The organism is Acinetobacter portensis, assembly GCF_009372215.1.
Taxonomy (GTDB): Bacteria; Pseudomonadota; Gammaproteobacteria; order Pseudomonadales; family Moraxellaceae; genus Acinetobacter; species Acinetobacter portensis.
Genome location: NZ_LWRV01000031.1, coordinates 13,081 through 36,015 on the forward strand (window position 1 = coordinate 13,081; position 22,935 = coordinate 36,015).

The window sequence follows — 22,935 nt, forward strand, 5'->3', positions numbered from 1 at the left end:
TTAGGCATTCAATGCCGATTAGAAAAAGAATATAAATCACCCCATAAAACAGCCCTAAAGCTAAATCAAATAGATACTGTTTCATGATTACACCTCTTTAAGTTCATAACGTGCATGGCTGGCATGATTTGAACGGTTTTTCACTTTATGCGTCACAATGTCATAACCAGCATTGCGTAAACACTTGATAATTGCGCTTAGGCGATAGCACATAAACAAATTGATTGCTTCGGCTTGTGAAAGGGTGTGACCTTGTTTTAAATGATTAAGAATTAAAATCTTTTGTGAATGAATCATGGCTTAACCTCCATCATTGCAATAGAGGCGTTACGACTTGCTATACGTTCAGCTATCCATTCATTTACTTCGGATTCTATCCACGCTACTCTACGTTCAGATAGTACAACGGGCTTAGGAAAGCGACCCTTTGCCATTTCTGCATAGATTGAAGATGGACCATAGCCAGTTTTGGCTTGTACTTCTTTCCTGCGAATTAAACGCAAATTTTGAGCTTGTTGCTCTTTTAACAATGTCATAAGACACCTCATTAAAAGGTTGCCTAGACACAAAACAGAAAGGATTAGAAAGAGATAGAAAGGGCATTGCTGAAATTTAAAGCGCAACTATCTAAAACATCCATCCACTAATAGTATGGAATATGTTTTAATACAACTCATAAAAATAATTCAATAGTTGTTTACGCTCAAATCATGAACAATTAACTCAATCGTTTCACATATCTAAAGTTCCTTTAGGTTTGTACCTGTAAGTAGGCGATTACAAAATACAGTGAAGCGTCAACTTCACTCCGAGCCCGATGCGTCAACATCGGGTTTTTTATTACATAAAATAAAGTGTGCCTGTACCGTATCAAGGGTCTAATCAGACTTCACTTGAACAAACTAGAACACTTTGTATGCAACTAAAACAAGTCTAACTTGCCCTTATCATAGAATGCAATTTTTTTTTTAACCTTTATTTGCTTTACTGATATTGAATTTCATCAATAACATGATTACAATGCGTCTCCCTTACAAATAGGCTTACACACTTTTATATTTATTGTTAAAAAACAATATATTAGATTGATAAATCACATCAAAAATAAAATTACTCCATTTTTGCATCATCTTTATTCGTTCCTCTGCATACTCAGCTTTGTTATATGTTGCACGTACACCAAAGGCAGAATGGTTCAAACATTTCTCGATTGCATCACGATTAAAGCCTTGCTCGTTTAAATGGGTGCTTGCCGTTCGCCGTAAATCATGAATTGTAAAATCAGGAATATCAGTTAAAGCCAAAGCCGATTTTTGTGCCGTATTAAACGCATTATGACTAATATGCGTACCACTTTTACGACCTACAAATACATAAGGCTCATCACCAGCAATCGTTTTGAGTTCTTTTAAAATCTCAATAATTTGGTCAGACATATAAACGACCATTTCACGGCTGTGACCTGTTTTGCTATCTGCTTTTGTTTCAGGAATACGCCATATCCGTTGCTCAAAATCTATATGCGACCATTCAGCTCTCAATAGCTCTGATTTTCTTAATAGTGTTAGCAATGAAAGCAGTAAGCCTAATTTTCTAGCTCTATAAATTCTTGAGTTTAAAAGGGTCGTATAAAACTTTCGGATTTCTTCTGTAGATAAATATCTATCTCTAGGCTTACTTTTAAATACATGCCTTGATGGAATCGCTAAAACAGGATTGTAGGGTGCTAATCCAAGCGTAACAGCATAATCAAACATACGTTTTAATAAGCCTCGTACTTGATTAGCAGAAGCATCATAACCTTGTTCTTTTTTGCGCCATATCACACGGCGAATATCATCCATAGAAATGTCTTTCACAGCGATATGCCCAATATATGGGTAAATATCATTGTTCAAACACAAAATCATGTTATAGGGATTTTTACGGTCTTTTTTAATAACTTCATTCAAATAGCGTTCGCCATATTCTTTAAGCAAAACATTTTTTACATTCCCAGCTTTCTTATTTTCTTTTTCTTGTTTTGGGGAAATACCTTTAGCAACTTGTGAAGCGGATTCATCTCGTAACTGCCTAGCATCTTGTAAGGACAAATCAGGATAACGACCTAGAACAAGTCTTTCCTGTTTACCGTTCAAAGAATAGCGATACCACCACGACTTTACGCCCGTAGTCGTAATATCTAAAAAAAGCCCATTCGCAATTTTATCTTTTGCTGTATAACGCTTGTCTTGCGCTTTTAAGTTTTTAATTTCTCTGTCTGTCGAAAAAACTATAGTTTCTGCCTTAGCCATATTTTAGTCACCATGCAAAATAATGAAGTCACCTTTATCTTGTGACTTATCAGTGACTAAAAAATCATAGCACTAGATGAATCCATAGAACATATTGGAATAACAAAAAGGAATAAAAAAAGCACTAAGTATATAAAACTTAATGCTATTTAATTTATATTGGAATGTGTTAGAACTTATTGGAATATCACCCAATTTTTAAATTACTTTCCAATACAGAAGGATCCAAAGATTTTCCCTAATAAATCATCTGCACTAAAATCACCAGTAATTTCACCTAAAGCGTTTTGTGCTAAACGAAGTGACTCAGCAACCAATTCACCTGCATTGTAAACAACAAGTTGCTCACGTGCTTCCGCCAAATATTCCTGAGTGCGCTTCATTGCGTCTAAATGACGTGTTCTTGCAATAAAGGTATCTTCTTCAGGTTGGAAGCCTGCATGTGCTGTAATCGCATCTATAAGTGACTGAACACCTGTTTCTTGTTTAGCTGAGACAGAGATATGACGGAAACCTTGATAATCTAAAATTTCAGCCGATTTTCCTGTTAAATCGCACTTATTACCAATCAACATTAAACGCTTTGGCTCAATATGATCGGCAAAATATTCTTGTGCGAGTGCTAATGGATCTTCACCTTGGCTTAAATCATAAACAAGCAATAATAAATCTGCTTGTTCAATTTCTTTAATCGCGCGACGAATACCTTCTTTTTCGACAATATCGCCTGTTTCACGTAAACCAGCTGTATCTGTTAAGGTAATTGGTAAACCATTTAGTGTAATTTTTTCATGTAAAACATCACGTGTTGTACCTGCAATATCCGTCACAATGGCGCGTTCAATACCCGCCAAAGCATTTAATAATGAAGATTTACCAGCATTCGGTTTACCCGCAATAACAACTTGTAAACCTTCACGCAATAACTGACCTTGACGAGCAGATTGCTGAACGGCAGTTACAGATATCGCAACACCATCCAACAGATTTAAAATTTTACCATCAGCCAAGAAATCAATTTCCTCTTCGGGAAAATCAATTGCTGCTTCAACATGTAAACGCAAATGAATAAGCTGTTCTAAAACTGCATTCACTTTTGTTGAAAATGCACCTTGTAATGAACGCACAGCAGAACGTGCAGCAGCTTGCGATGTTGCATCAATTAAGTCTGCAATAGCTTCTGCTTGAACTAAATCGAGTTTACCATTTTCAAATGCGCGCATTGAAAATTCACCCGCTTTTGCAGCAATTGCACCAAGCTCAAATAAACGCCCCAAAAGTGCATTTTGAATCACAGGACCACCATGACCTTGCAACTCAACAACATCTTCACCTGTAAATGAATGTGGATTTGGAAAACAAATTGCTAAACCTTCATCCATTACCTCATGATTGGCATCATAAAACTTACGAAAACCTGCATAACGTGCTTTATCGAGTTTTTTTTGCGTAAGCGCTTCTGCAATTTCATATGATTTGGGACCCGATAGGCGAATCACTCCGACACCACCACGACCAGGTGGTGTGGCAATAGCAGCAATTGTGGTTCGGTTTTGCATAAAATTCACCTAAAAAATCTCAAAGTACAGACAAATAAAAATCCGCCTAAGATTACCATCTTAAGCGGATTTATTCAGCTATTCAGCAATGCTTAGTTTGCTGGATTTGCCTCATCACGTTTTGCACGGTCTTTACCAACAGATTTGTTGATTAAACTTTGCTGCAAAATAGTAATACTGTTGTTACAGATCCAGTAAAGTACAAGACCTGCTGGGAAGAACAACATAAATACAGTGAAGATAATTGGCATAAATTTAAATACTTTCGCTTGCATAGGATCTGCAGGCTGAGGATTTAAACTTTGCTGAATGAACATCGTAGCACCCATCAACAATGGAAGGATAAACCATGGATCCATTGCAGATAAATCTTGAATCCAAGCTAACCAAGGCGCATGGCGAAGTTCAACAGATTCCATCAATACCCAATACAACGCAAGGAAGATTGGCATTTGAAGTAATAGCGGTAAGCAACCAGAAAGAGGGTTTACTTGTTCACGTTTGTAAAGCGCCATCATTTCTTGAGAGAAACGCATACGGTCTTCACCAAACTCTTCTTTCATACGTTGCATTTCTGGTGCAATCACACGCATTTTCGCCATTGAGCGATAGCTCTTAGACGATAAAGGCCAAAGAATAAGTTTCACAAGAACTGTCAATAGAATAATTGACCAACCCCAGTTTCCAACAATACCGTGGAAGAATTGCAAACCTAAGAATAAAAGTTTAGCAATTGGCCACAACCAACCATAATCTACAGTTTGGTTTAAACCTACTGCCAAGTCTTTTAATTCAGATTGAATTTTAGGACCTGAATAGAAAGTCGCATCTACTTCAGCAACAGTACCCGCAGGAACATTAATTGCTGGAGAAGTAAAACCAATGATATTCATATCATCAGAAGATTTACGAGATTCTAGTTTTGCTGTGAAAGCTTGACCTTCACCTTGAGTGAGTTTGATATCACCAGGAATCCAAGCACTAACAAAGTAATGCTGAACCATAGCAACCCAAGCATCTTTCGCATCAACACTTAATTTTTCTTCATTGAAGTTAGCAAATTTAAGTTTGTTGTAATGCTCTTCAGGCGTCCCCCAAGCTCCACCTAAGAATGTACCTAAAGTAAAAATACCTTGGTCAGACTTACCTGGATCTTCTGAGTTGTCACGTTTGAGTTGACCAAACATTTGACCTTGCCAATTGCTTGCACTGCGGTTAATCACTTTATGATTAACAACAACAGGGTAATCACCTTCTTTAAACGTGAAGGTTTTAATGATTTCAATACCATCAGCAGTTTTGAAAACCATAGGAACAGTTAAAACTTTAACTGCTTTACCATCTTTATCTTGTGTTGCTTTAGCGTCGGCTAAGCTATAAGACGCTTTTTCAAACTCATATACAGGACGACCGTTACGGCTACTATCTGGGCCATTTAGACCAATTAATCCAGATTGCGCAACATATGTACGTTTTGCATCGCTTTCCAGCATTACAAACGGATCATCGCTGTCTTTATTTTTGTCATGATTGAGTAATTCAACACGAACAATATCACCACCCTTAGGATTAATCCAAAGATGATAAAGGTCAGTTTGTACTGAAATAAGTTGTTGACTTACAGGTGCTGTAGCATCCGAAGTTTGTTGCGTAGTAGCAATATTTGCTTGTGGCACATCAGTAGCAGTTGCTGCTGTAGCCGTTTGACCATTTGGCAAATCTGCAGATACTTCGTGTGTAACTTGAGCGACAGCAGCTTGCTGTACTTTAGGTTCCACATGTCCATAATCTTTTTGCCAAGCCAAAATGAGCAAATATGCGACAACAAACATAGCTCCTAGAATGGCAATCCTGGCCCATTGTTGCATATCAATTACCCCAAGTGGTTAGAGTGATTTTGGTTCATTAAACGATCACGAAAGGGTACAACAACGTGAAGCGTTTGAGAATCTATTTGCTGAAATGAAATAAAACGAATTACCTTAGGTGGGATTGGGTCATAACCCGATCCTCCCCATGGATGACAACGACAAATACGTTTAGTCGCCAGCCACACACCACGCACAGCTCCATGTGTATGGACTGCTTCCAATGAATATTGAGAACAAGTGGGGATATAACGACAGCGAGGTCCTAAAAGAGGACTAAGCGCAATCTGATAGAAACGAATAAACCAATGCAGTAAACGAACCATTGGCCATCTCTACTTTTGTGGGGATGGAACTATTTTGGAATGCTTTTTGGCAAGGCGTTGCAATTTTTGCCAAGCACTTTGTAATTGCTGATGCAATTCAGCGTTTGAAATTGTATCAATACCTATTTTAGGCATAACAACAATATCTAAATCATCTAATTGCTGTTGATGCAGGCGAAAACTTTCGCGAGCAAGACGTTTTACTCTATTTCTTTCATGTGCACGACGCACTTTCTTTTTAGCAACAACAATACCCAAACGGCTATTAGGCGATTCGGAATGTTTTGCTAAAAATAAGAAGTGGGGCTGATGCACTTTAAAAAGCGCACCATCAAACACACCTTTATAATCTGCAGCACAGCGTAATCGAACCTCTGCGCTGAAGCTATAAAGTTTTGTTATAACACCCAAGGTAATTATCCCTTAACTGATTAAACAGTTAAGCTCTGACGACCTTTTGCACGACGGCGAGCTAATACTTGACGACCAGCTTTAGTAGCCATACGAGCACGGAAACCATGAACACGCTTACGCTTTAATTCTGATGGTTGGAATGTACGTTTCATATTGAAACTCCAAAAATGATCTTACTATGAAGGTTCGCGATTTTAGTGCTCATTGCTTGAGCTGTCAATGAAAAATGAAACTTGTAACAAAAATGATGTTTTTAATGAAAAAATTAAAAATTAAAAATAAATTTAAAAATGAAAAGTTGCCAACAACATAAACATTTGAATAATAACTAGTATTGAACTTAATAACAGGTTTAATCACAAGTTTATCAACAAGGTTATATTTTTTTAAAGCAAAATATTCCGTTTTAAATTTAAATTCAAAATTAACCATAGTTACTCACAAAAGAATGTACTCTTATTATTAAATTCAAATTTATAAATTTAAATTTATTACTATTAGGGTCTTATTTTTCTGTGGAAATATGCTTTTATTTTTTTAATATTATATATTTAAGTTGTGGATATCTATGTTTTTATAAAACTGAAACATTGTGGATAACTTTGTGATATATTTTATCCACAGGTTGTTGATTATCTTATCCACACCTTGTTTGAATTTAAAAATATAGTTTGTTTTATTCTTTTTTTAACAAATACACTTTAATTTGCCATGACAGATGTGGATAACTTCGTTAGAATGGCGACCCGCTTTTGCGGTCTTGAATATTTTTAATACATCATGGAACGAATAGGGGGTTCGCATGCTTTGGACAGACTGCTTAACTCGTTTAAGACAAGAGTTATCTGGTAATGTCTTTACAATGTGGATTCGACCTTTAATTGCGGAAGAACTAAACGATACGTTACGTTTATACGCACCGAATCCTTATTGGACACGTTATATTCAGGAACATCATTTAGAGTTAATTTCAATATTGGCTGAACAATTGTCTGAAGGACGTGTTTGCAAGGTTGAAATTTTAGTTGACTCTAGACCTGGTGCGATATTGTCTGCAAATGAACAGCCAGCAACAACGACAGCTGCCTTAGAAACAGCACCAGTGATAAAACCTAAAAAAGAAAAAGAAGAAGTAAATGGTAAAAATAGCCGTAAGCGGTTACTTAACCCGTTGTTTACTTTTTCACTTTTTGTTGAAGGTCGTTCTAACCAAATGGCCGCTGAAACATGTCGTAAGGTTTTAACTCAGCCTGGGGCATCACAACATAATCCATTATTTTTATACGGTCCTACGGGATTGGGTAAAACACACTTAATGCATGCTGTGGGTAATGCTTTATTACAAGCAAAACCAAATGCACGTGTGATGTATATGACTGCTGAAAGTTTTGTTCAAGATTTTGTGAAGTCATTGCAACAAGGCAAAGTTGAAGAGTTTAAAAAGAATTGCCGTTCTTTAGATTTATTGTTAGTCGATGATATTCATTTATTAGCAGGTAAAGAAGCCAGTCTCGTTGAATTTTTTTATACGTTTAATGCTTTGTTAGATGAATCTAAGCAAATTATTTTAACTTCAGATCGTTATCCAAAAGAATTAACGGAGTTAGATCCACGATTAGTTTCTCGTTTCTCGTGGGGGTTGTCTGTTGGTGTTGAACCACCAGATATTGAAACGCGTATCGAAATTTTGTTGAAAAAAGCTGAAAGTAATGATGTTGATTTACCACGTAATTGTGCATTATTTATCGCACAACAAGTGGTTGCTAACGTTCGTGAATTGGAGGGTGCTTTAAACAAAGTTGTTGCTATTTCACGTTTTAAAGGAACACCAATCGACTTAGATGTTGTGCGTGAGTCTTTGAAAGATGTTTTAGCGATTCGAGCTCGTACAATCAGTACTGAAAATATTCAGCGTGTTGTGAGTGAATATTTCCGTATTCCGTTAAAAGAAATGATTGGTCCAAAACGAACACGTATTTATGCACGACCACGTCAGTTAGCAATGGGTTTAGCCCGTGAATTAACGGGTGATAGTTTCCCTGAAATTGGGATGGCTTTTGGTGGTCGAGATCACAGTACGGTTATGCATGCATGTGAAAAAGTACTTAGTCTACGTGAGGAAGATCCGATCTTTAACGAGGACTATAAAAACTTGCAACGCTTGTTGCAAAGTTGATTGAATCTGTTCAAATTATGTTCTTGCAATGCGGTATTTTCTACCGCATAGTAGAATACTAAAAAATTTATTTATTATTAATCTTCAGTTGTTAGAGGAATGTATCGTGCGCTTGAAAATCGCCAAAGAAAGTTTATTGAATGTTCTATCACATGTTGTTGGAGCTGTAGAACGTCGCCATACTTTAAACATTCTTTCTAATGTGAAAGTTCAAGTAACTAATGAATCTTTAACAATTACAGGCTCAGATTTAGAAGTTGAGCTTGTTGCAAGTACACCTTTGCTTGATGGTGCTTGTTTGCAAGTGGGTGAAACGACTGTTCCTGCACGTAAGTTAGTCGATATTTGTAAATCTTTACCTACTGCTGCAATCATCGATCTTCAAATTACAGAAGATCAACGTTGTATTCTTAAGTCGGGAAATAGTCGTTTTGTATTGGGTACATTACCTGCAGAAGATTATCCACTTTTAGCGACTGAAAATGCACAAGGTACACAAGTATCTGTAACTCAGCGTGAATTAAAGCGTCTATTTGAAAAAACTGCATTTGCAATGGCAGTACAAGATGTACGTTTTTATTTAACGGGTACGTTATTAGAAATTGATCAAACACAACTTCGTGCTGTGACAACAGATGGTCACCGTTTGGCATTATGTGAAACAGCAGCATCTTCAACAGTGACTCAACCTGTTCAGGCGATTGTTCCTCGTAAAGCTGTAGGTGAACTGCAACGATTACTAAGTATTGAAGATGAGCAATTATCTTTACTTATTGGTCGTGAATTATTAAATGTGACCATTACTATCGCAAACCGAGATAAAGAGCAGGGTGATATTACTGTTCGTTTCACGACTAAGCTTATTGATGGTAAATTCCCTGATTATCGTCGTGTAATTCCACGTGGTGGCGACAAAATTGTTATGATTGCTCATGATGTATTTAAACAGTCTTTGCAACGTGTGGCGATTTTAAGTAATGAAAAATTGCGTGGTGTATTCTTAAACTTTAATGCAGATTCTTTACAACTCCGTGCGAATAACCCAGAGCAAGATGAAGCCATTGAAGACTTAGCCATTCAGTATGCAGATGCTTCTTTAGAAATGTCATTTAATGCGCAATATTTAATTGAAGTATTAAGTGTTCTAGATGGTGATGATGTTTCTATTACCATGACAGAAGCAAATCAATCTGTATTGGTACAAGATCCTTCACAACAAGATCAAACCTATGTTGTGATGCCAATGCGTGTTTAATTTGCAGAATTTTTTTAAGAATCAATTATGCATATTACGCGTTTAAACATAGAACGTGTTCGAAACTTAAAAGCGGTTGCACTCTTCGAGTTGCAGCCGTTTAATGTCTTTTATGGACAAAATGGTTCAGGTAAGACATCAATTTTAGAAGCCATACATTTATTGGCAACAGGGCGTTCATTTAGAACACATATTCCAAAAAACTATATTCAAAATAATACGCAAGATGCACTTGTTTTTGCCCAATCTCTCACTGAAAAAATAGGGATGCAAAAAATGATGAGTGGTGAACAAATTATAAAAGTGAATGGTGATAATGTTGCAACTCAAGGTCAGCTTGCAAAAATATTACCTTTACAACATATAGATCCACAAAGTTCAGACATTATAGATTATGGTGCAAAACCAAGACGTCAACTTTTAGATTGGATGATGTTCCACGTGGAACCTGAGTTTTATCATGCGTGGCAATATTATTCGAGAGCTTTAAAACAACGCAATAGTTTATTAAAAGCGAATAGACGTTTAACGCTTTCAGATTTAGAACCATGGAATGTAATGCTTAGTGAATATGGGGAAATTCTGCATAATCAGCGAGTAGGCGTTGTAGAAAAATGGAAGCAATATTTTGAGCAAGATTTAAAACAATTATTACCGCATTTAGATATTCAACTTGAATACAATGCGGGTTTTCGTGCAGAAACAGGTTTGCTGAACGATCTGACAAATCATCATTACAAAGATATTGAACGAGGCTATACTGAGTTTGGTCCACATAAAGCAGATTTACGTTTAAAGACGCCAACAGGCGATGCAGATACTGTTCTTTCACGTGGACAAAAGAAATTACTTGTTATGGCGCTGAAGCTATCGCAGATTGCAATGCTACATGATTGCAATAAGGAAACTGTGGTATTATTAGATGATCTGACAGCAGAATTAGATTTAACCGCACAACAACGTTTAATTGAGCGATTGAGCCAACTTGGTAGTCAAGTTTTTATTACCACACTAGACCATGAATCAGTACAAAAGCACTTACATGATTTGTCTATCTCATATCAGTTATTCAATGTTGAAAACGGTACAGTTCAAGTTGTTGTGCATTAATTTTCCAAGTTTAGATAAACCTATTTTTCACTAGGGAGAAACCATGAGTTCAGAAGATCAAGCTGCTTCTCAAACAGAACAAACCACTGAAAAGGCTTATGACTCCTCTAGCATCAAGGTATTACGTGGCCTAGACGCAGTACGTAAGCGTCCAGGGATGTACATTGGTGATACTGATGATGGTACAGGCTTACACCATATGGTGTTTGAGGTTGTAGATAACTCTATCGATGAAGCTTTAGCAGGTCACTGTGATGAGATTTTAGTGACGATTCATGAAGATGAATCTGTTTCTGTTTCTGATAATGGTCGTGGTATTCCTACCGATATTCACCCTGAAGAAGGGGTTTCAGCAGCAGAAGTTATTTTAACGATTCTGCATGCTGGTGGTAAATTTGACGATAATAGCTATAAAGTTTCTGGCGGTTTACATGGTGTAGGTGTTTCAGTTGTAAATGCTTTATCTGAAAAACTACTTTTAAATATTCGTCGTGCGGGTAAAACCTACGAACAAGAATATCGTCATGGCGACCCTGTTTATAAATTACGTGAAACAGGTACAACAGATACTTCTGGTACAACTGTACGTTTTTATCCAAGTGCTGAAACATTTAGCCAAACTATTTTTAATGTCGATATTTTATCGCGTCGTTTACGTGAACTTTCGTTCTTAAACGCGGGTGTTCGCATTGTTATTCGTGATGAGCGTGTCAATCTTGAACATATTTTTGATTATGAAGGTGGATTGTCTGAGTTTGTTAAATACATTAACCAAGGCAAAACACATCTAAATGAAATTTTTCATTTTACTGTGGAAGCAGACAACGGCATTGGTGTTGAAGTTGCATTGCAGTGGAATGATACGTATCAAGAAAATGTACGTTGTTTTACAAACAATATTCCACAAAAAGATGGTGGTACCCATTTAGCTGGTTTCCGTGCAGCGCTAACTCGTGGTTTAAACAACTACATGGATAGCGAAAACATCCTGAAAAAAGAAAAAGTGGTTGTTTCTGGTGATGATGCTCGTGAAGGTTTAACTGCAATTGTTTCAGTTAAAGTACCAGATCCAAAATTCTCTTCGCAAACTAAAGAAAAATTAGTTTCAAGCGAAGTGAAAACTGCTGTTGAACAAGCAATGAATAAATCGTTCTCTGAATATCTTTTAGAGAACCCGCAAGCTGCAAAAGCAATTGCAGGGAAAATTATTGATGCTGCACGTGCACGTGATGCTGCGCGTAAAGCACGTGAAATGACACGTCGTAAAAGTGCATTAGATATTGCAGGTCTTCCGGGTAAATTGGCAGATTGCCAAGAGAAAGATCCAGCATTATCTGAACTGTACTTAGTCGAAGGTGACTCTGCGGGCGGCTCTGCTAAGCAAGGTCGTAACCGTAAGATGCAAGCAATTTTGCCATTGAAAGGTAAAATTCTAAACGTTGAACGTGCACGTTTCGATAAGATGATTTCATCGCAAGAAGTGGGTACGCTCATTACCGCATTGGGTTGTGGTATTGGTCGTGAAGAATACAATCCTGACAAATTGCGTTATCACAAAATCATTATCATGACCGATGCCGACGTCGATGGTTCGCACATTCGTACGCTACTATTGACTTTCTTCTTCCGTCAAATGCCTGAACTTGTGGAACGTGGTTATATTTATATTGCGCAACCACCGTTGTATAAATTGAAAAAAGGTAAACAAGAGCAATATCTTAAAGATAATGATGCGCTTGAAACTTACTTAATTTCAAATGCAATTGATGAGCTTGAATTACATGTTAGTGGTGAAGCACCTGCAATTCGAGGCACAGCTTTAGCCAATGTGATTGCCGATTATCAAACATCTCAAAAGAGCTTACATCGTTTAACTTTACGTTATCCTGCAAGTTTGCTTGATGGTCTGTTGGCAATTGATGCATTTAAGCTTGACCAAACTCAAGATGATGCTTATGTACACCAATGGGGTGAGCAACTTCGTCAACATATCGAAGCAACTCAACCAAGCTTACGTCCAGAATTAACACTTGAAGCATTTGAGAAAGAAAATGCTGACGGTACTAAATTTACGACTTATTTACCTCGTATTACGATTTACGTTCATAACTTGCCGCATTCTTATTTACTAGATGCTGGTTTGTTGGGTTCTGGTGAATATGCTCGTTTATTAAAAAATTCGAAGAGCTGGTTTACACTGCTTGAAGATGGTGCGTATTTACAAAAAGGTGAGCGTAAAATTCCAGTCGCAAACTTCCATCAGGTTTGGCAAAACATTATTCAAGACTCGCGTCGCGGTATGATGATTCAGCGCTATAAAGGTCTGGGCGAGATGAATGCTGAACAGCTTTGGGAAACGACGATGGATCCTGAAAACCGTAACATGCTACAAGTTACTATTCAGGATGCGATTGAAGCAGACCGTATGTTCTCTTGCTTAATGGGTGATGATGTGGAACCACGTCGTGCATTCATTGAAGAAAATGCATTAAATGCAGATATCGATGCTTAATTGATATTCTTATAAAAAACAGCATCCTTAGGGATGCTTTTTTTATGTCTAATAAACAGAATACAAAATAAATATAAAATGTACTTTTATAAAATTGACTTATTTAATCAACATAATGATGATGGATGAAAAGAAATCCTGAATAACAGGAGGGATATTAGCGTGGATTATTTATTAGAACAAAGTCGTGATGCTTGGACCAATGCTTTTTTTACAGGAAACTATGAAGTTCTTGCTCAATATGAAGATGAAAACTTTAAAGTTATTTATGAGCAAGAGGGTCGTATCGAAAGCAATTATATGAGATATGACAGAATTGCGCATGCAGTTCAAAATGGTGTGTGGAAGCCGCGGAATCCAGATATTGAGTTCGAAGAATTTGAATATAATGATAAACAAAATGAATGTATTGTTTTGATTGGTTTTGAGCAAGATCGAAGTATGATTCAAGAACTGTGGATTTATGTGAGTAGTTGGAAAATTATAGAATTAAGATTTTTAAAAAAGAAGCATCAACTTACACAGTAACTATTAAAGATAATAAAAAACCGCAAAGTAATTGAGTTTATTTTGCGGTTTTTTAGTTTTACTAAAATTTAGTCTTCAAAAGAACTTTCAAGTTCTTCTAATTCCATCATTAATTCCAAAATAAGTTCTTCAGCAGTTTCAAGTTTTGCTTTTAACTCAGTTTGTTCATTCATGAGTTTAAGTAAGTCATTTTTACGACCTGCTTCATATAAGCCTGTATCACCAAGTAGAACTTCAATTTCAGCTAAACGAGGTTGCGTTTTTGCAATGATAGCTTCATTCTTTTCGATATTTTTACGAATAGGGCGACCTAATTCACGACGACGTGCCGCTTCTTTACGTTGACCTTCTTTATCGAGTTTTGAAAGTGTAGGTTTAACTTCTACTTGAGATTTAACAGGTGCCGCAGGCTTTTGACCATTTTTCATCATATCGATACGAGCTTGGCGTAACCAATCTGCGTAAGCAACTAAGTCACCTTCAAACTCACGACTTTGACCGCCATGAACTAAAATAAGTTCATCACAAACACTTGCCACCAATTGACGTTCATGCGAAACCAAAACAACGGCACCTTCATAGTCTTGAAGAGCCATTGTTAATGCATGACGCATATCTAAATCTAAATGGTTTGTTGGTTCATCTAGAATTAAGACATTTGGACGTTGCCATACAATTAAAGCCAATGCTAAACGTGCGCGCTCACCACCAGAGAAACTTTCACTTGGCGTATCCATACGTTCGCCACTAAAGCCAAAGCTACCTAAGAATGAACGTAAAGATGCTTCACTAATTTTACGATCTGCGATACGTGCAAGCTGTAACATTGGGCTCGCATTGCCATCTAAAGCATCCATTTGATGCTGAGCAAAATAACCAATATTTAAAAGTTCTGAATCTTTGCGCTCACCTTGAATGAGTTTTAAATCGCCCACTAAAGATTTAATTAAAGTAGATTTACCCGCACCATTCATCCCTAATAAGCCAATACGACTTGTTGGTGTGATTTGTAAATTAACATTGGTTACAATTAGTTTGTCGCCATAACCAATATCGGCATGTTCTAACTGTAACAGTGGTGAACTCATTTTTGTTGGTTCACGGAATGAGAAAGTAAATGGTGTATCGACATGAGCTGCAGACAACTCTTGCATACGTTCAAGTTGTTTAATACGACTTTGCGCTTGCTTTGCTTTGGTTGCTTGAGCTTTAAAGCGGTCGATATATTTTTGTAAATGCGCACGTGTTTCAAGCTGCTTTTCATAAGCTTGTTGTTGTTGTGCTAAACGTTCACTACGGGTACGTTCAAATGTTGAATAGTTCCCTGTGTAAAGAATAAGTTCTTGATTTTCAATATGTAAAATATGATCGGTAATCGCATCTAAGAAATCGCGGTCATGTGAAATTAGAATTAACGTACCTTCATACGCTTTCAGCCAATCTTCAAGCCATAAAATTGCGTCTAAATCTAAATGGTTTGTTGGTTCATCGAGTAATAATAAGTCTGAACGGCTCATAAGAGTACGAGCAAGGTTCAAACGCATACGCCAACCACCAGAAAAGCTTGAAACATCAAGTTGAGATTGATGTTCAAAAAAACCTAAACCTGCCATTAATTGAGATGCTTTTGATGGTGCAGAATAACCATTAATTTCATCAAAACGACCATATAAATCTGCAAGCTCATTATCATTTAAGCTTTCAGGATGATCTAATTTTTCTTGAATACTCCAATATTCTTCATCGCCAGATAATACAAAATCAATTGCTTTCATATCTAAGGCTTTAATTTCTTGCGCCATATGAGCAACGGTCCAAACCGCTGGACGTGTTAAAGAGCCACCGTCAGATTCCATGCCACCCAGTAGTGCAGAAAACAATGTCGACTTACCGGCACCATTTACACCTGTTAAGCCAATTTTCCAACCGGGATGTAGTTGCATAGATGCTTTTTGAAATAAAACACGTCCACTACGACGTATAGAAAGTTGGTCTAACTGAATCATGGATTAGATTGAACATAAGCGAAAAGATGGCTTATTCTAAAGGAAGCGGGGCATAAAACAAAAAGAACAATGAATAATTTTATAAATTTTATTAATTCATGTACTTATGGATGATCTAAAATATAAATAAGGAGAGATCTAATATTTGAATGTGCGCGAAATCATGATGTAAAAACTTAAAATAAAAAATTCTGAGAAAAATACTCTGAATTAACATTGAATCGCAGATAACTGACCATATATTGTGTATGTTATACTTAACTTGTAGTCTTTTATTTAAAGACGTTTGAATTGTATTGAGGAATCCCACATGAATGCCCAAGCACTTGAGCTATCCGATAACGCTGCAAATAAAGTACGCCAATTGCGTGACAGTGAAGGTAACCAAGACTTAATGCTACGTGTTTATGTAACGGGTGGAGGTTGTTCTGGTTTCTCTTATGGTTTTAATTTTGCAGAAAGCCAAAATGAAGATGATGCTGAATTTTTAAATGGCGATGTGAAAATGCTTGTAGACTCATTGAGCTATCAATATTTGGTTGGTTCAGTTGTCGATTATATTGAAGGTTTAGAAGGTTCACGTTTTGTGGTACAAAACCCAAATGCAACAACAACATGTGGTTGTGGTTCTTCTTTCTCGATTTAATACAAAAACGAATATATAAAATGCAAAAAGCCCTCAATTTTGAGGGCTTTTTTTGAAGTTAAAAAATAGATTAACTCATTTTTAAATAATTGATTTGTTTTGGAATTTCCTGTTTTAGAAAATCTAAGCATAATCTTAAAGCCAATGTTCTATATTGACGACTTGGCGTAACAATAAAAACATCTTCTTGAGATAGATGCCAGTCGGGTAAAACGTGTATTAATTGCTTTTGTGCTAATAAAGTAGCAACTTGAATTTCAGCGACCGCAGCAATGCCTAAATCGGCTTGAACTGCAGCCAATGCATGTTCAGATGGCGTTACAGTTAAACGACTATGTGTTTGAATGATTTTAACTTGTTGTTCTTGAAGTAATTTTATTTTAGTCACAGTTCGATTATGTGAAATTAATCGATGCGTTTGTAATTCTTCAGGTTCGTTAGGAATACCATAAATTTCTGCATAATGAGGGCTCGTGCATAAAATGCGTCGAACAGATCCCACATGTTGCGCATATAAATTAGAGTCCGTTAAATGACCAATACGAATGGCAAAATCGAAACCTTCAGCAATTAAATCGACCTTTTTATCATTTAAGTCGATATCAATTTCAATTTGTGGATACTCGCGAAGAAATTTAGCAATAAGTGGTAAAACAACTAATTTCCCAAATGTTCCCGATGCTGCGATTCGAATACCACCTTTGGGTTGCATCTCCAAATTTGTTAAATCGTGAGTAACTGTTTCTATTTGCTGAAAGATAGGGGAAATTTCTTTTAAAAAGAGCTTTCCTGCATCGGTTAGTGAAGATGCATTGGTATTTCGGTTGAGGAGTTTAATTTCCAAAATACTTTCAAGGCGCGATAACCGATTCGATAAAGTCGATTTAGCAATATCATATCGTCTTGCAGCAGCAGATAGGCTTCCTGCTTCTGCAATTAAAACAAACCAATATAGATCATCTATGGAGTAGGGTAAGCTGTTCATATTTTCGAACAAGACCTTTCATTTTTATTGTCTATGCACATCATTATAGAACAGCTAACTTATGTCAAACGGTCATTTGTACCGATCAAAAGATAGAATGATATAAGGAGAGTCACCATGACTTTAAGCTGTGATGTTGAAACTGGTACTTGTAGCGTAAGCGATTTAGCACCTAAAAAATCAATGCAAGAAAGAGAATATAAACACGATATGTCTTTAATTTATATTGGAGATCCAATGTGTTCATGGTGCTGGGGTTCATCAAGTATTGTAAAAGATGCTCGTGAATTGGCATTAGATAAAGGAATTCAATTTTCTGTCATTGTTGGTGGTTTACGTCCAGGTGGGGGCGATGAATGGAATGATTCAATAAAACGCTTTTTACGTAAAGAATGGAACAATATTCAACAAGCAACCAAACAGCCATTCAGTTTTAAAATTTTAGATCGTGAAGAATTTAATTACGATACAGAACCTTCTTGTCGTGCTGTGTATGTTGCTTGTGATTTATGGTTAGGTGAAGATGATAATGATCGGAAATTATTAGAATTTTTCTCTGCAATTCAGTATAAATTTTATGTGGGTGGAGAGGATCCAACTTCATTAAATTTTTATCAATCTATTTGTGAAGAACATGATGTCGATTTTGCTCAATTTTCACAAAAATTTGAATCTGAAGAAATGAAAGATAAAACGTATGAAGAGTTTCAACTAAACCGAAGCTGGAATATTAAGGGCTTTCCAAGTTTTGCATTACGAATTGGTAATCAGGTAACGCCAATTGGCAGTGGCTACATGCAAATAGAAACAATTAATAAAGCAATAGAAACTGCAATTACTCAAGTTGAGCAGAATAAATTAGGACAATAATATGGCATATATTTTACAAGTTGATTTTCCATATCAGGGGCCTTGGGGCTCCGATATGGAACAATTTATGCAACCTTTGGCAGAATCTATTGCATTAGAAAAAGGTCTGATTTGGAAAATTTGGACGGAAAATCAAAGTTTAAATGAAGCAGGAGGGGTTTATTTGTTTACGAATCCTGTGGATGCTCAACGTTATATTGAGCGACATGAAAAGCGGTTAAATGAAAATGGGATACATCAGATTCGATATAAAATATTTCATGTGAATCAAAACCTATCCCATTTAAACCGAGCACCTGTTTAACAAGCAAAAGGATATTTTCATCATTAAAATGAATTACCAACTTTTGATATATTCGCCGGGTTTATATTGGCAGTTAATAAGATTTGCAATATTTAAACCCATTTGATAGTTAAAATTTTTATTGGCTATCGGTTGAAAAAAATCAATATAGTCTAGGCTAATTTTGCCAAGAACAAATCCTCCGATGAGTGGTTCGTTAATCGAATACATTTTGGGAATTAAAGCCATCATTGATGTTGCAGGAACAGCTATCAAGTGTTCTTCTAAGTCATCATCTTGTATTGTGTCTTGAGGGAAAAACCATAATGGTGTGCTAATAAATAGAAAAGCATCGTCTCTCATAGAAGATAATAGTGTTCGTAAGAGCCATTTAGCTGTTTCAATATCTAAATGTTCAATAACGTCTAATAAGCAAATAAGATCATATTTTTTAAATTGCTCAGATGGAATATTCTGTGCAAGTCCATGCCAGACGTTGCGATAAATTCTTTTATTAAATAGGTCTGTATTATTACAATTTGGCTCAAAACCATCAATTCCATCAACAGACCAATGTTTTATTAAAGGATTATCTTTGATTAATTGACCTAAATTTCCATCACCAAAGCCAATATCTAGAACTTGAATAGCCTGAGAGTTATCGTCAAAAATATGAGTAACAAGACCTTTGGGTGATAGAGAGTTACCTCTTGAAATTTGGTTGGTGATGATGCTTTGAATAATATTGTATTCACTTACAAATTTTTTCATTTTAATTAATATAAAGTTTTATTTTGTCGCAAATATACATGAGATATATAAAATAATCTATTTTACATATCTCAATTTTATTTTAAGACATTTAATATTATAAGGACGTTATAGTTCCTAATACTCTGTAACCCTGAGCTCCTGTTACGCTTGGTAAATTACCGCTTAGTTGGTTCATAAAACGCATTGCTAACCAAGCAAAAGCAGTTGCCTCAACCCAAGTTGGGTTTAAACCTAAATCGGCTGTACTTTGAACAGTCCATTCATGTTTACGCAAGCGCCAACGAAGTTGCTCAAGTAAATGTGAATTGTAGGCGCCACCACCACAGACATAAACTTCACCTGTTTCCATATCTGAACGGTAAATGGCCTTTTTAATTGCACGAGTGGTAAGTTTCATGAGTGTTGCTTGAATATTTTCAGGCGTATCTTCTAATTCGTTATATTCTAAATCACTGCGCCAATCTAAAATTTGTTCATCTAACCATTCCAAATTAAAGTCTTCACGACCTGTACTTTTTGGCGGTTCTTTAGAGAAAAATTCATGTGCCTGTAAACGGTCTAATAAGCTACGAATAGCCGTGCCATAAGCTGCCCAATTGCCATTTTCATCGTATGGTTGACCTGTATAACGATGGCACCATGCATCCATTAAAATATTTGCAGGCCCAGTATCGAACCCAAATACATCTTCAGGTTTGCCCGCAGGTAACATGCTGACATTGGCAATTCCACCCAAATTTAAAATTACGCGATGGATGCTGTCATGTTGGAAAATATCTTGGTGAAATGCAGGAACTAAAGGTGCGCCTTGACCGCCTGCTGCCATATCACGACGTCGAAAATCTGAAATGACAGGAATTTTTGTGATTTCTGTAATGATGTTCGGATCGCCAATTTGCAAGGTAAAACCATGTTCTGGTCTGTGGCGAATGGTTTGTCCATGCGAACCAATTGCTTTGATTTTTGTTCTATCTAAATTATTTTCTTGAATAAGTGTGTTAATTCCAGCACCAATCATGTTTGCAAGTGCTACATCTGCTTTTCCCATACGGTCAATTTCGTTGTCATCGGGCAGCGTTAGTGCCATCAGTTCATCACGTAAATCTGGGTCAAATGGCAAAGTTAGTGTGGCATGAAGCTGTAAAGGATCAAAAGAAGCAGCAACAATATCGACACCATCCATGCTTGTGCCAGTCATTACCCCAATATAGATCGCTGTCATGATGATTCTTAAGCCTGCAATGTGCTGAAAAAATGTTAGTATATCGCACAAATTGAATAACTGACGTATTTGGGTTTTGTGATGTCAAATTTCCTGCCAGCTGAAGAACAACTTGCCCTCATCCAACGAGGCACTCATGAAATTATCTCTGAAGAGGATCTGTTAAAGAAACTTAAAGAGAACCGTCCTTTAAAAGTTAAGGCGGGTTTTGATCCTACAGCTCCAGACCTTCACTTAGGTCATACTGTACTTATTAATAAGTTAAAAGTATTTCAAGATTTGGGTCATGAAGTATTGTTCTTAATTGGTGACTATACTGCGATGATTGGCGACCCGACTGGGAAAAGCGCTACGCGTCCGCCATTGTCACGTGAACAAGTTTTAGAAAATGCCAAAACTTATCAAGAACAAGTTTTTAAAATTCTTGATCCAAATAAAACAAAAGTTGTTTTTAACTCTGAATGGTTTGCAGAAAAATCTGCAGCAGATTTAATTCAACTAGCATCACAACAAACTGTTGCGCGTATGTTAGAACGTGATGACTTTACAAAGCGTTATAACAATCATCAGCCAATCGCGATTCACGAGTTCTTGTATCCACTTGTACAAGGTTATGACTCTGTTGCATTAGAAGCCGATGTTGAGCTTGGTGGTACAGACCAAACCTTTAACTTACTCATGGGGCGTACGTTACAAGGTCGTTATGATCAAGAAGCGCAAGTATGTATTACTGTGCCAATTCTTGAAGGTTTAGATGGCGTAAATAAAATGTCTAAATCTTTAGGTAACTATATTGGTGTATTTGATGCGCCAGGTGCGATGTACCAAAAAGTACTTTCAATGCCAGATGCTTTAATTGAACGTTATTTTGATCTTTTAAGTTTCAAAACAATTGAAGAAATTCAACAGTTATTAAAAGAAGTCGCTGAAGGTCGTAATCCACAAGAAGTGAAGAAGATACTTGCTCTTGAATTAGTAGAGCGTTTCCACGGTGCGGAAGCTGCTGCAAATGCACATAAAGGTGCAGGTAACTTAATTACAGAGGGTGAATTACCAGAAGGTACGCCAGAAGTGACTATTTCACGTGGTGAATTTGGTGGTGAGATGTTCATCACGTCAATTTTACGTGAAGCAGGTTTAACGAAAAATGCAGCACAAGCAAAAGATGCTTTAGGTCGTGGCGCTGTAAAAGTCGATTGGCAAACCGTTGATACAACATTCTCTGTAAAAGAAAATGTAACTTTAATTATCCAAGCAAGTAAAAAAGCGATCGCTAAAGTGACATTCACAGACTAAATATTTTTGTGTTGCTATTTAAGCTATTGAATATAAAGCAGACTAAGTGTCTGCTTTATTTTTATTTATATCTATATATTGAATAAGTAACTTCAAAAAAACCTTATAAAAAAGACACTTAAATTTACCTAAAGGTGTTGATTTTAATGAAAGGGATGTTTAAGCTCTAGAAGTCTAGAAATTCGTATATATGAAACATCTAGAGGGTAAATATAAAAAGCTTTATTAAGTTTTCTCTTCCCTAAAAGAGATAACTTTAGTCGATAACTACAACAACAGAATGAATCCTAAACCGATTCAACTATAGGGAGAGATTTTGGGAGAGATCTCTTTCTTTTTTTTATCCAAAATTTAAGATTCTACTTATATATCTAATGTTCTCTGCATAAAAGCCATCTTAATTCTAGCTATTACGCCTCATTCTGCATGACAAAAATGCAATTTGGCTACAATGTCATCAATAATGACCTCCATATAGAAATAAACTTATAAAAACATGCAAATAAGCATTCTCACTATAAAGAAAGATCGATGTTTTGAGCTTGATCTTTAGGAAAGATGTAGAAAATGATGAGAAATTTCAAAATTAAGGTGGATATACAGGAAAAGAATGTAGGGAATTAAGTAGAAGATGAAAATAAATTTCACAATAAAATCGGTTTTTGACCCTGAAACGTATAAAAAATAGCTGGAAAAACAAAAAAATGCTACTTTTTGCCGAAAAATAATACATACGTGAAAAATATTGCTAAATAGGGGTTGCAATGATTCTGAAATCATCTAGAATGCACCCATACCGACGAGATAGACG

At 36.3% G+C, this 22,935-nt stretch carries 21 protein-coding genes; 9 read left to right on the plus strand and 12 right to left on the minus strand.

From position 1 onward, the window contains the following. Positions 1 to 87: 87 nt before the first annotated feature. From A6M14_RS01400 to rpmH, 8 genes are all read right to left on the minus strand, one after another. Positions 88 to 297, minus strand: coding sequence for a helix-turn-helix domain-containing protein (locus tag A6M14_RS01400; protein ID WP_152873032.1), 210 nt, complete (start codon positions 295 to 297; stop codon positions 88 to 90). Next, positions 294 to 536: a helix-turn-helix transcriptional regulator gene (locus A6M14_RS01405; protein ID WP_152873034.1), complete on the minus strand. Its 243-nt coding sequence runs from the start codon at positions 534 to 536 to the stop codon at positions 294 to 296. Before A6M14_RS01405 ends, A6M14_RS01400 begins: the two co-directional genes overlap by 4 nt. A gap of 507 nt (positions 537 to 1,043) precedes the next feature. Then, entirely contained in the window at positions 1,044 to 2,294 is a 1,251-nt protein-coding gene (locus A6M14_RS01410) for a tyrosine-type recombinase/integrase (RefSeq protein ID WP_152873036.1), read from the minus strand. Positions 2,295 to 2,497: 203 nt separating this feature from the next. Then, positions 2,498 to 3,853 carry a tRNA uridine-5-carboxymethylaminomethyl(34) synthesis GTPase MnmE gene (mnmE, locus tag A6M14_RS01415; RefSeq protein WP_152873038.1) on the minus strand — a complete coding sequence of 452 codons (1,356 nt, stop codon included), beginning with the start codon at positions 3,851 to 3,853 and terminating at the stop codon, positions 2,498 to 2,500. Between the two features lie 92 nt (positions 3,854 to 3,945). Then, positions 3,946 to 5,721, minus strand: coding sequence for a membrane protein insertase YidC (gene yidC / locus A6M14_RS01420; RefSeq protein ID WP_152873040.1), 1,776 nt, complete (start codon positions 5,719 to 5,721; stop codon positions 3,946 to 3,948). Between the two features lie 5 nt (positions 5,722 to 5,726). Next, positions 5,727 to 6,047, minus strand: a complete 321-nt coding sequence (gene yidD, locus A6M14_RS01425; RefSeq protein ID WP_152873042.1) for a membrane protein insertion efficiency factor YidD — start codon at positions 6,045 to 6,047, stop codon at positions 5,727 to 5,729. 9 nt (positions 6,048 to 6,056) lie between these two features. Next, on the minus strand, positions 6,057 to 6,449 hold the full coding sequence (gene rnpA, locus A6M14_RS01430; protein ID WP_163124619.1) for a ribonuclease P protein component: 393 nt from the start codon (positions 6,447 to 6,449) through the stop codon (positions 6,057 to 6,059). A 29-nt stretch (positions 6,450 to 6,478) separates the two neighbouring features. Next, on the minus strand, positions 6,479 to 6,613 hold the full coding sequence (gene rpmH, locus A6M14_RS01435; protein ID WP_067662597.1) for a 50S ribosomal protein L34: 135 nt from the start codon (positions 6,611 to 6,613) through the stop codon (positions 6,479 to 6,481). A 650-nt stretch (positions 6,614 to 7,263) separates the two neighbouring features. Between rpmH and dnaA the strand changes: the two genes are divergently transcribed. From dnaA to A6M14_RS01460, 5 genes are all read left to right on the plus strand, one after another. Then, complete coding sequence (gene dnaA / locus A6M14_RS01440; RefSeq protein WP_152873045.1) at positions 7,264 to 8,637, plus strand: chromosomal replication initiator protein DnaA; 1,374 nt, start codon at positions 7,264 to 7,266, stop codon at positions 8,635 to 8,637. Positions 8,638 to 8,743: 106 nt separating this feature from the next. Continuing rightward, the gene (gene dnaN / locus A6M14_RS01445; RefSeq protein WP_188110834.1) at positions 8,744 to 9,892 is read left to right on the plus strand and encodes a DNA polymerase III subunit beta; all 1,149 of its coding nucleotides are present in this window, start codon (positions 8,744 to 8,746) and stop codon (positions 9,890 to 9,892) included. Between the two features lie 27 nt (positions 9,893 to 9,919). Further along, on the plus strand, positions 9,920 to 11,002 hold the full coding sequence (gene recF, locus A6M14_RS01450) for a DNA replication/repair protein RecF (RefSeq protein WP_152873047.1): 1,083 nt from the start codon (positions 9,920 to 9,922) through the stop codon (positions 11,000 to 11,002). A 43-nt stretch (positions 11,003 to 11,045) separates the two neighbouring features. Next, complete coding sequence (gyrB, locus tag A6M14_RS01455) at positions 11,046 to 13,514, plus strand: DNA topoisomerase (ATP-hydrolyzing) subunit B (RefSeq protein ID WP_152873048.1); 2,469 nt, start codon at positions 11,046 to 11,048, stop codon at positions 13,512 to 13,514. Between the two features lie 162 nt (positions 13,515 to 13,676). Then, on the plus strand, positions 13,677 to 14,042 hold the full coding sequence (locus A6M14_RS01460; protein WP_163121879.1) for a hypothetical protein: 366 nt from the start codon (positions 13,677 to 13,679) through the stop codon (positions 14,040 to 14,042). Between the two features lie 68 nt (positions 14,043 to 14,110). On the opposite strand, the gene A6M14_RS01465 is transcribed toward A6M14_RS01460, so the two are convergent. Then, entirely contained in the window at positions 14,111 to 16,048 is a 1,938-nt protein-coding gene (locus A6M14_RS01465) for an ATP-binding cassette domain-containing protein (RefSeq protein WP_152873052.1), read from the minus strand. Between the two features lie 310 nt (positions 16,049 to 16,358). On the opposite strand from A6M14_RS01465, the gene erpA reads away from it, so the two are divergent. Beyond that, on the plus strand, positions 16,359 to 16,694 hold the full coding sequence (erpA, locus tag A6M14_RS01470; RefSeq protein ID WP_152873054.1) for an iron-sulfur cluster insertion protein ErpA: 336 nt from the start codon (positions 16,359 to 16,361) through the stop codon (positions 16,692 to 16,694). A gap of 70 nt (positions 16,695 to 16,764) precedes the next feature. Here the strand turns inward: erpA and A6M14_RS01475 are convergent, their stop codons facing one another. Then, positions 16,765 to 17,679, minus strand: coding sequence for a LysR family transcriptional regulator (locus A6M14_RS01475; protein WP_152873056.1), 915 nt, complete (start codon positions 17,677 to 17,679; stop codon positions 16,765 to 16,767). Positions 17,680 to 17,796: 117 nt separating this feature from the next. Here A6M14_RS01475 and A6M14_RS01480 point away from each other — a divergent pair, with 117 nt between their 5' ends. Next, positions 17,797 to 18,549: a DsbA family protein gene (locus A6M14_RS01480; RefSeq protein ID WP_152873058.1), complete on the plus strand. Its 753-nt coding sequence runs from the start codon at positions 17,797 to 17,799 to the stop codon at positions 18,547 to 18,549. 1 nt (position 18,550) lies between these two features. Beyond that, the gene (locus A6M14_RS01485; RefSeq protein WP_152873060.1) at positions 18,551 to 18,853 is read left to right on the plus strand and encodes a monooxygenase; all 303 of its coding nucleotides are present in this window, start codon (positions 18,551 to 18,553) and stop codon (positions 18,851 to 18,853) included. Between the two features lie 33 nt (positions 18,854 to 18,886). On the opposite strand, the gene A6M14_RS01490 is transcribed toward A6M14_RS01485, so the two are convergent. Beyond that, complete coding sequence (locus A6M14_RS01490; protein WP_152873062.1) at positions 18,887 to 19,603, minus strand: methyltransferase domain-containing protein; 717 nt, start codon at positions 19,601 to 19,603, stop codon at positions 18,887 to 18,889. 97 nt (positions 19,604 to 19,700) lie between these two features. Next, the gene (locus A6M14_RS01495; protein WP_152873064.1) at positions 19,701 to 20,828 is read right to left on the minus strand and encodes an anhydro-N-acetylmuramic acid kinase; all 1,128 of its coding nucleotides are present in this window, start codon (positions 20,826 to 20,828) and stop codon (positions 19,701 to 19,703) included. Between the two features lie 81 nt (positions 20,829 to 20,909). On the opposite strand from A6M14_RS01495, the gene tyrS reads away from it, so the two are divergent. Next, the gene (tyrS, locus tag A6M14_RS01500; RefSeq protein WP_152873066.1) at positions 20,910 to 22,124 is read left to right on the plus strand and encodes a tyrosine--tRNA ligase; all 1,215 of its coding nucleotides are present in this window, start codon (positions 20,910 to 20,912) and stop codon (positions 22,122 to 22,124) included. The last annotated feature ends 811 nt before the right edge of the window (positions 22,125 to 22,935 follow it).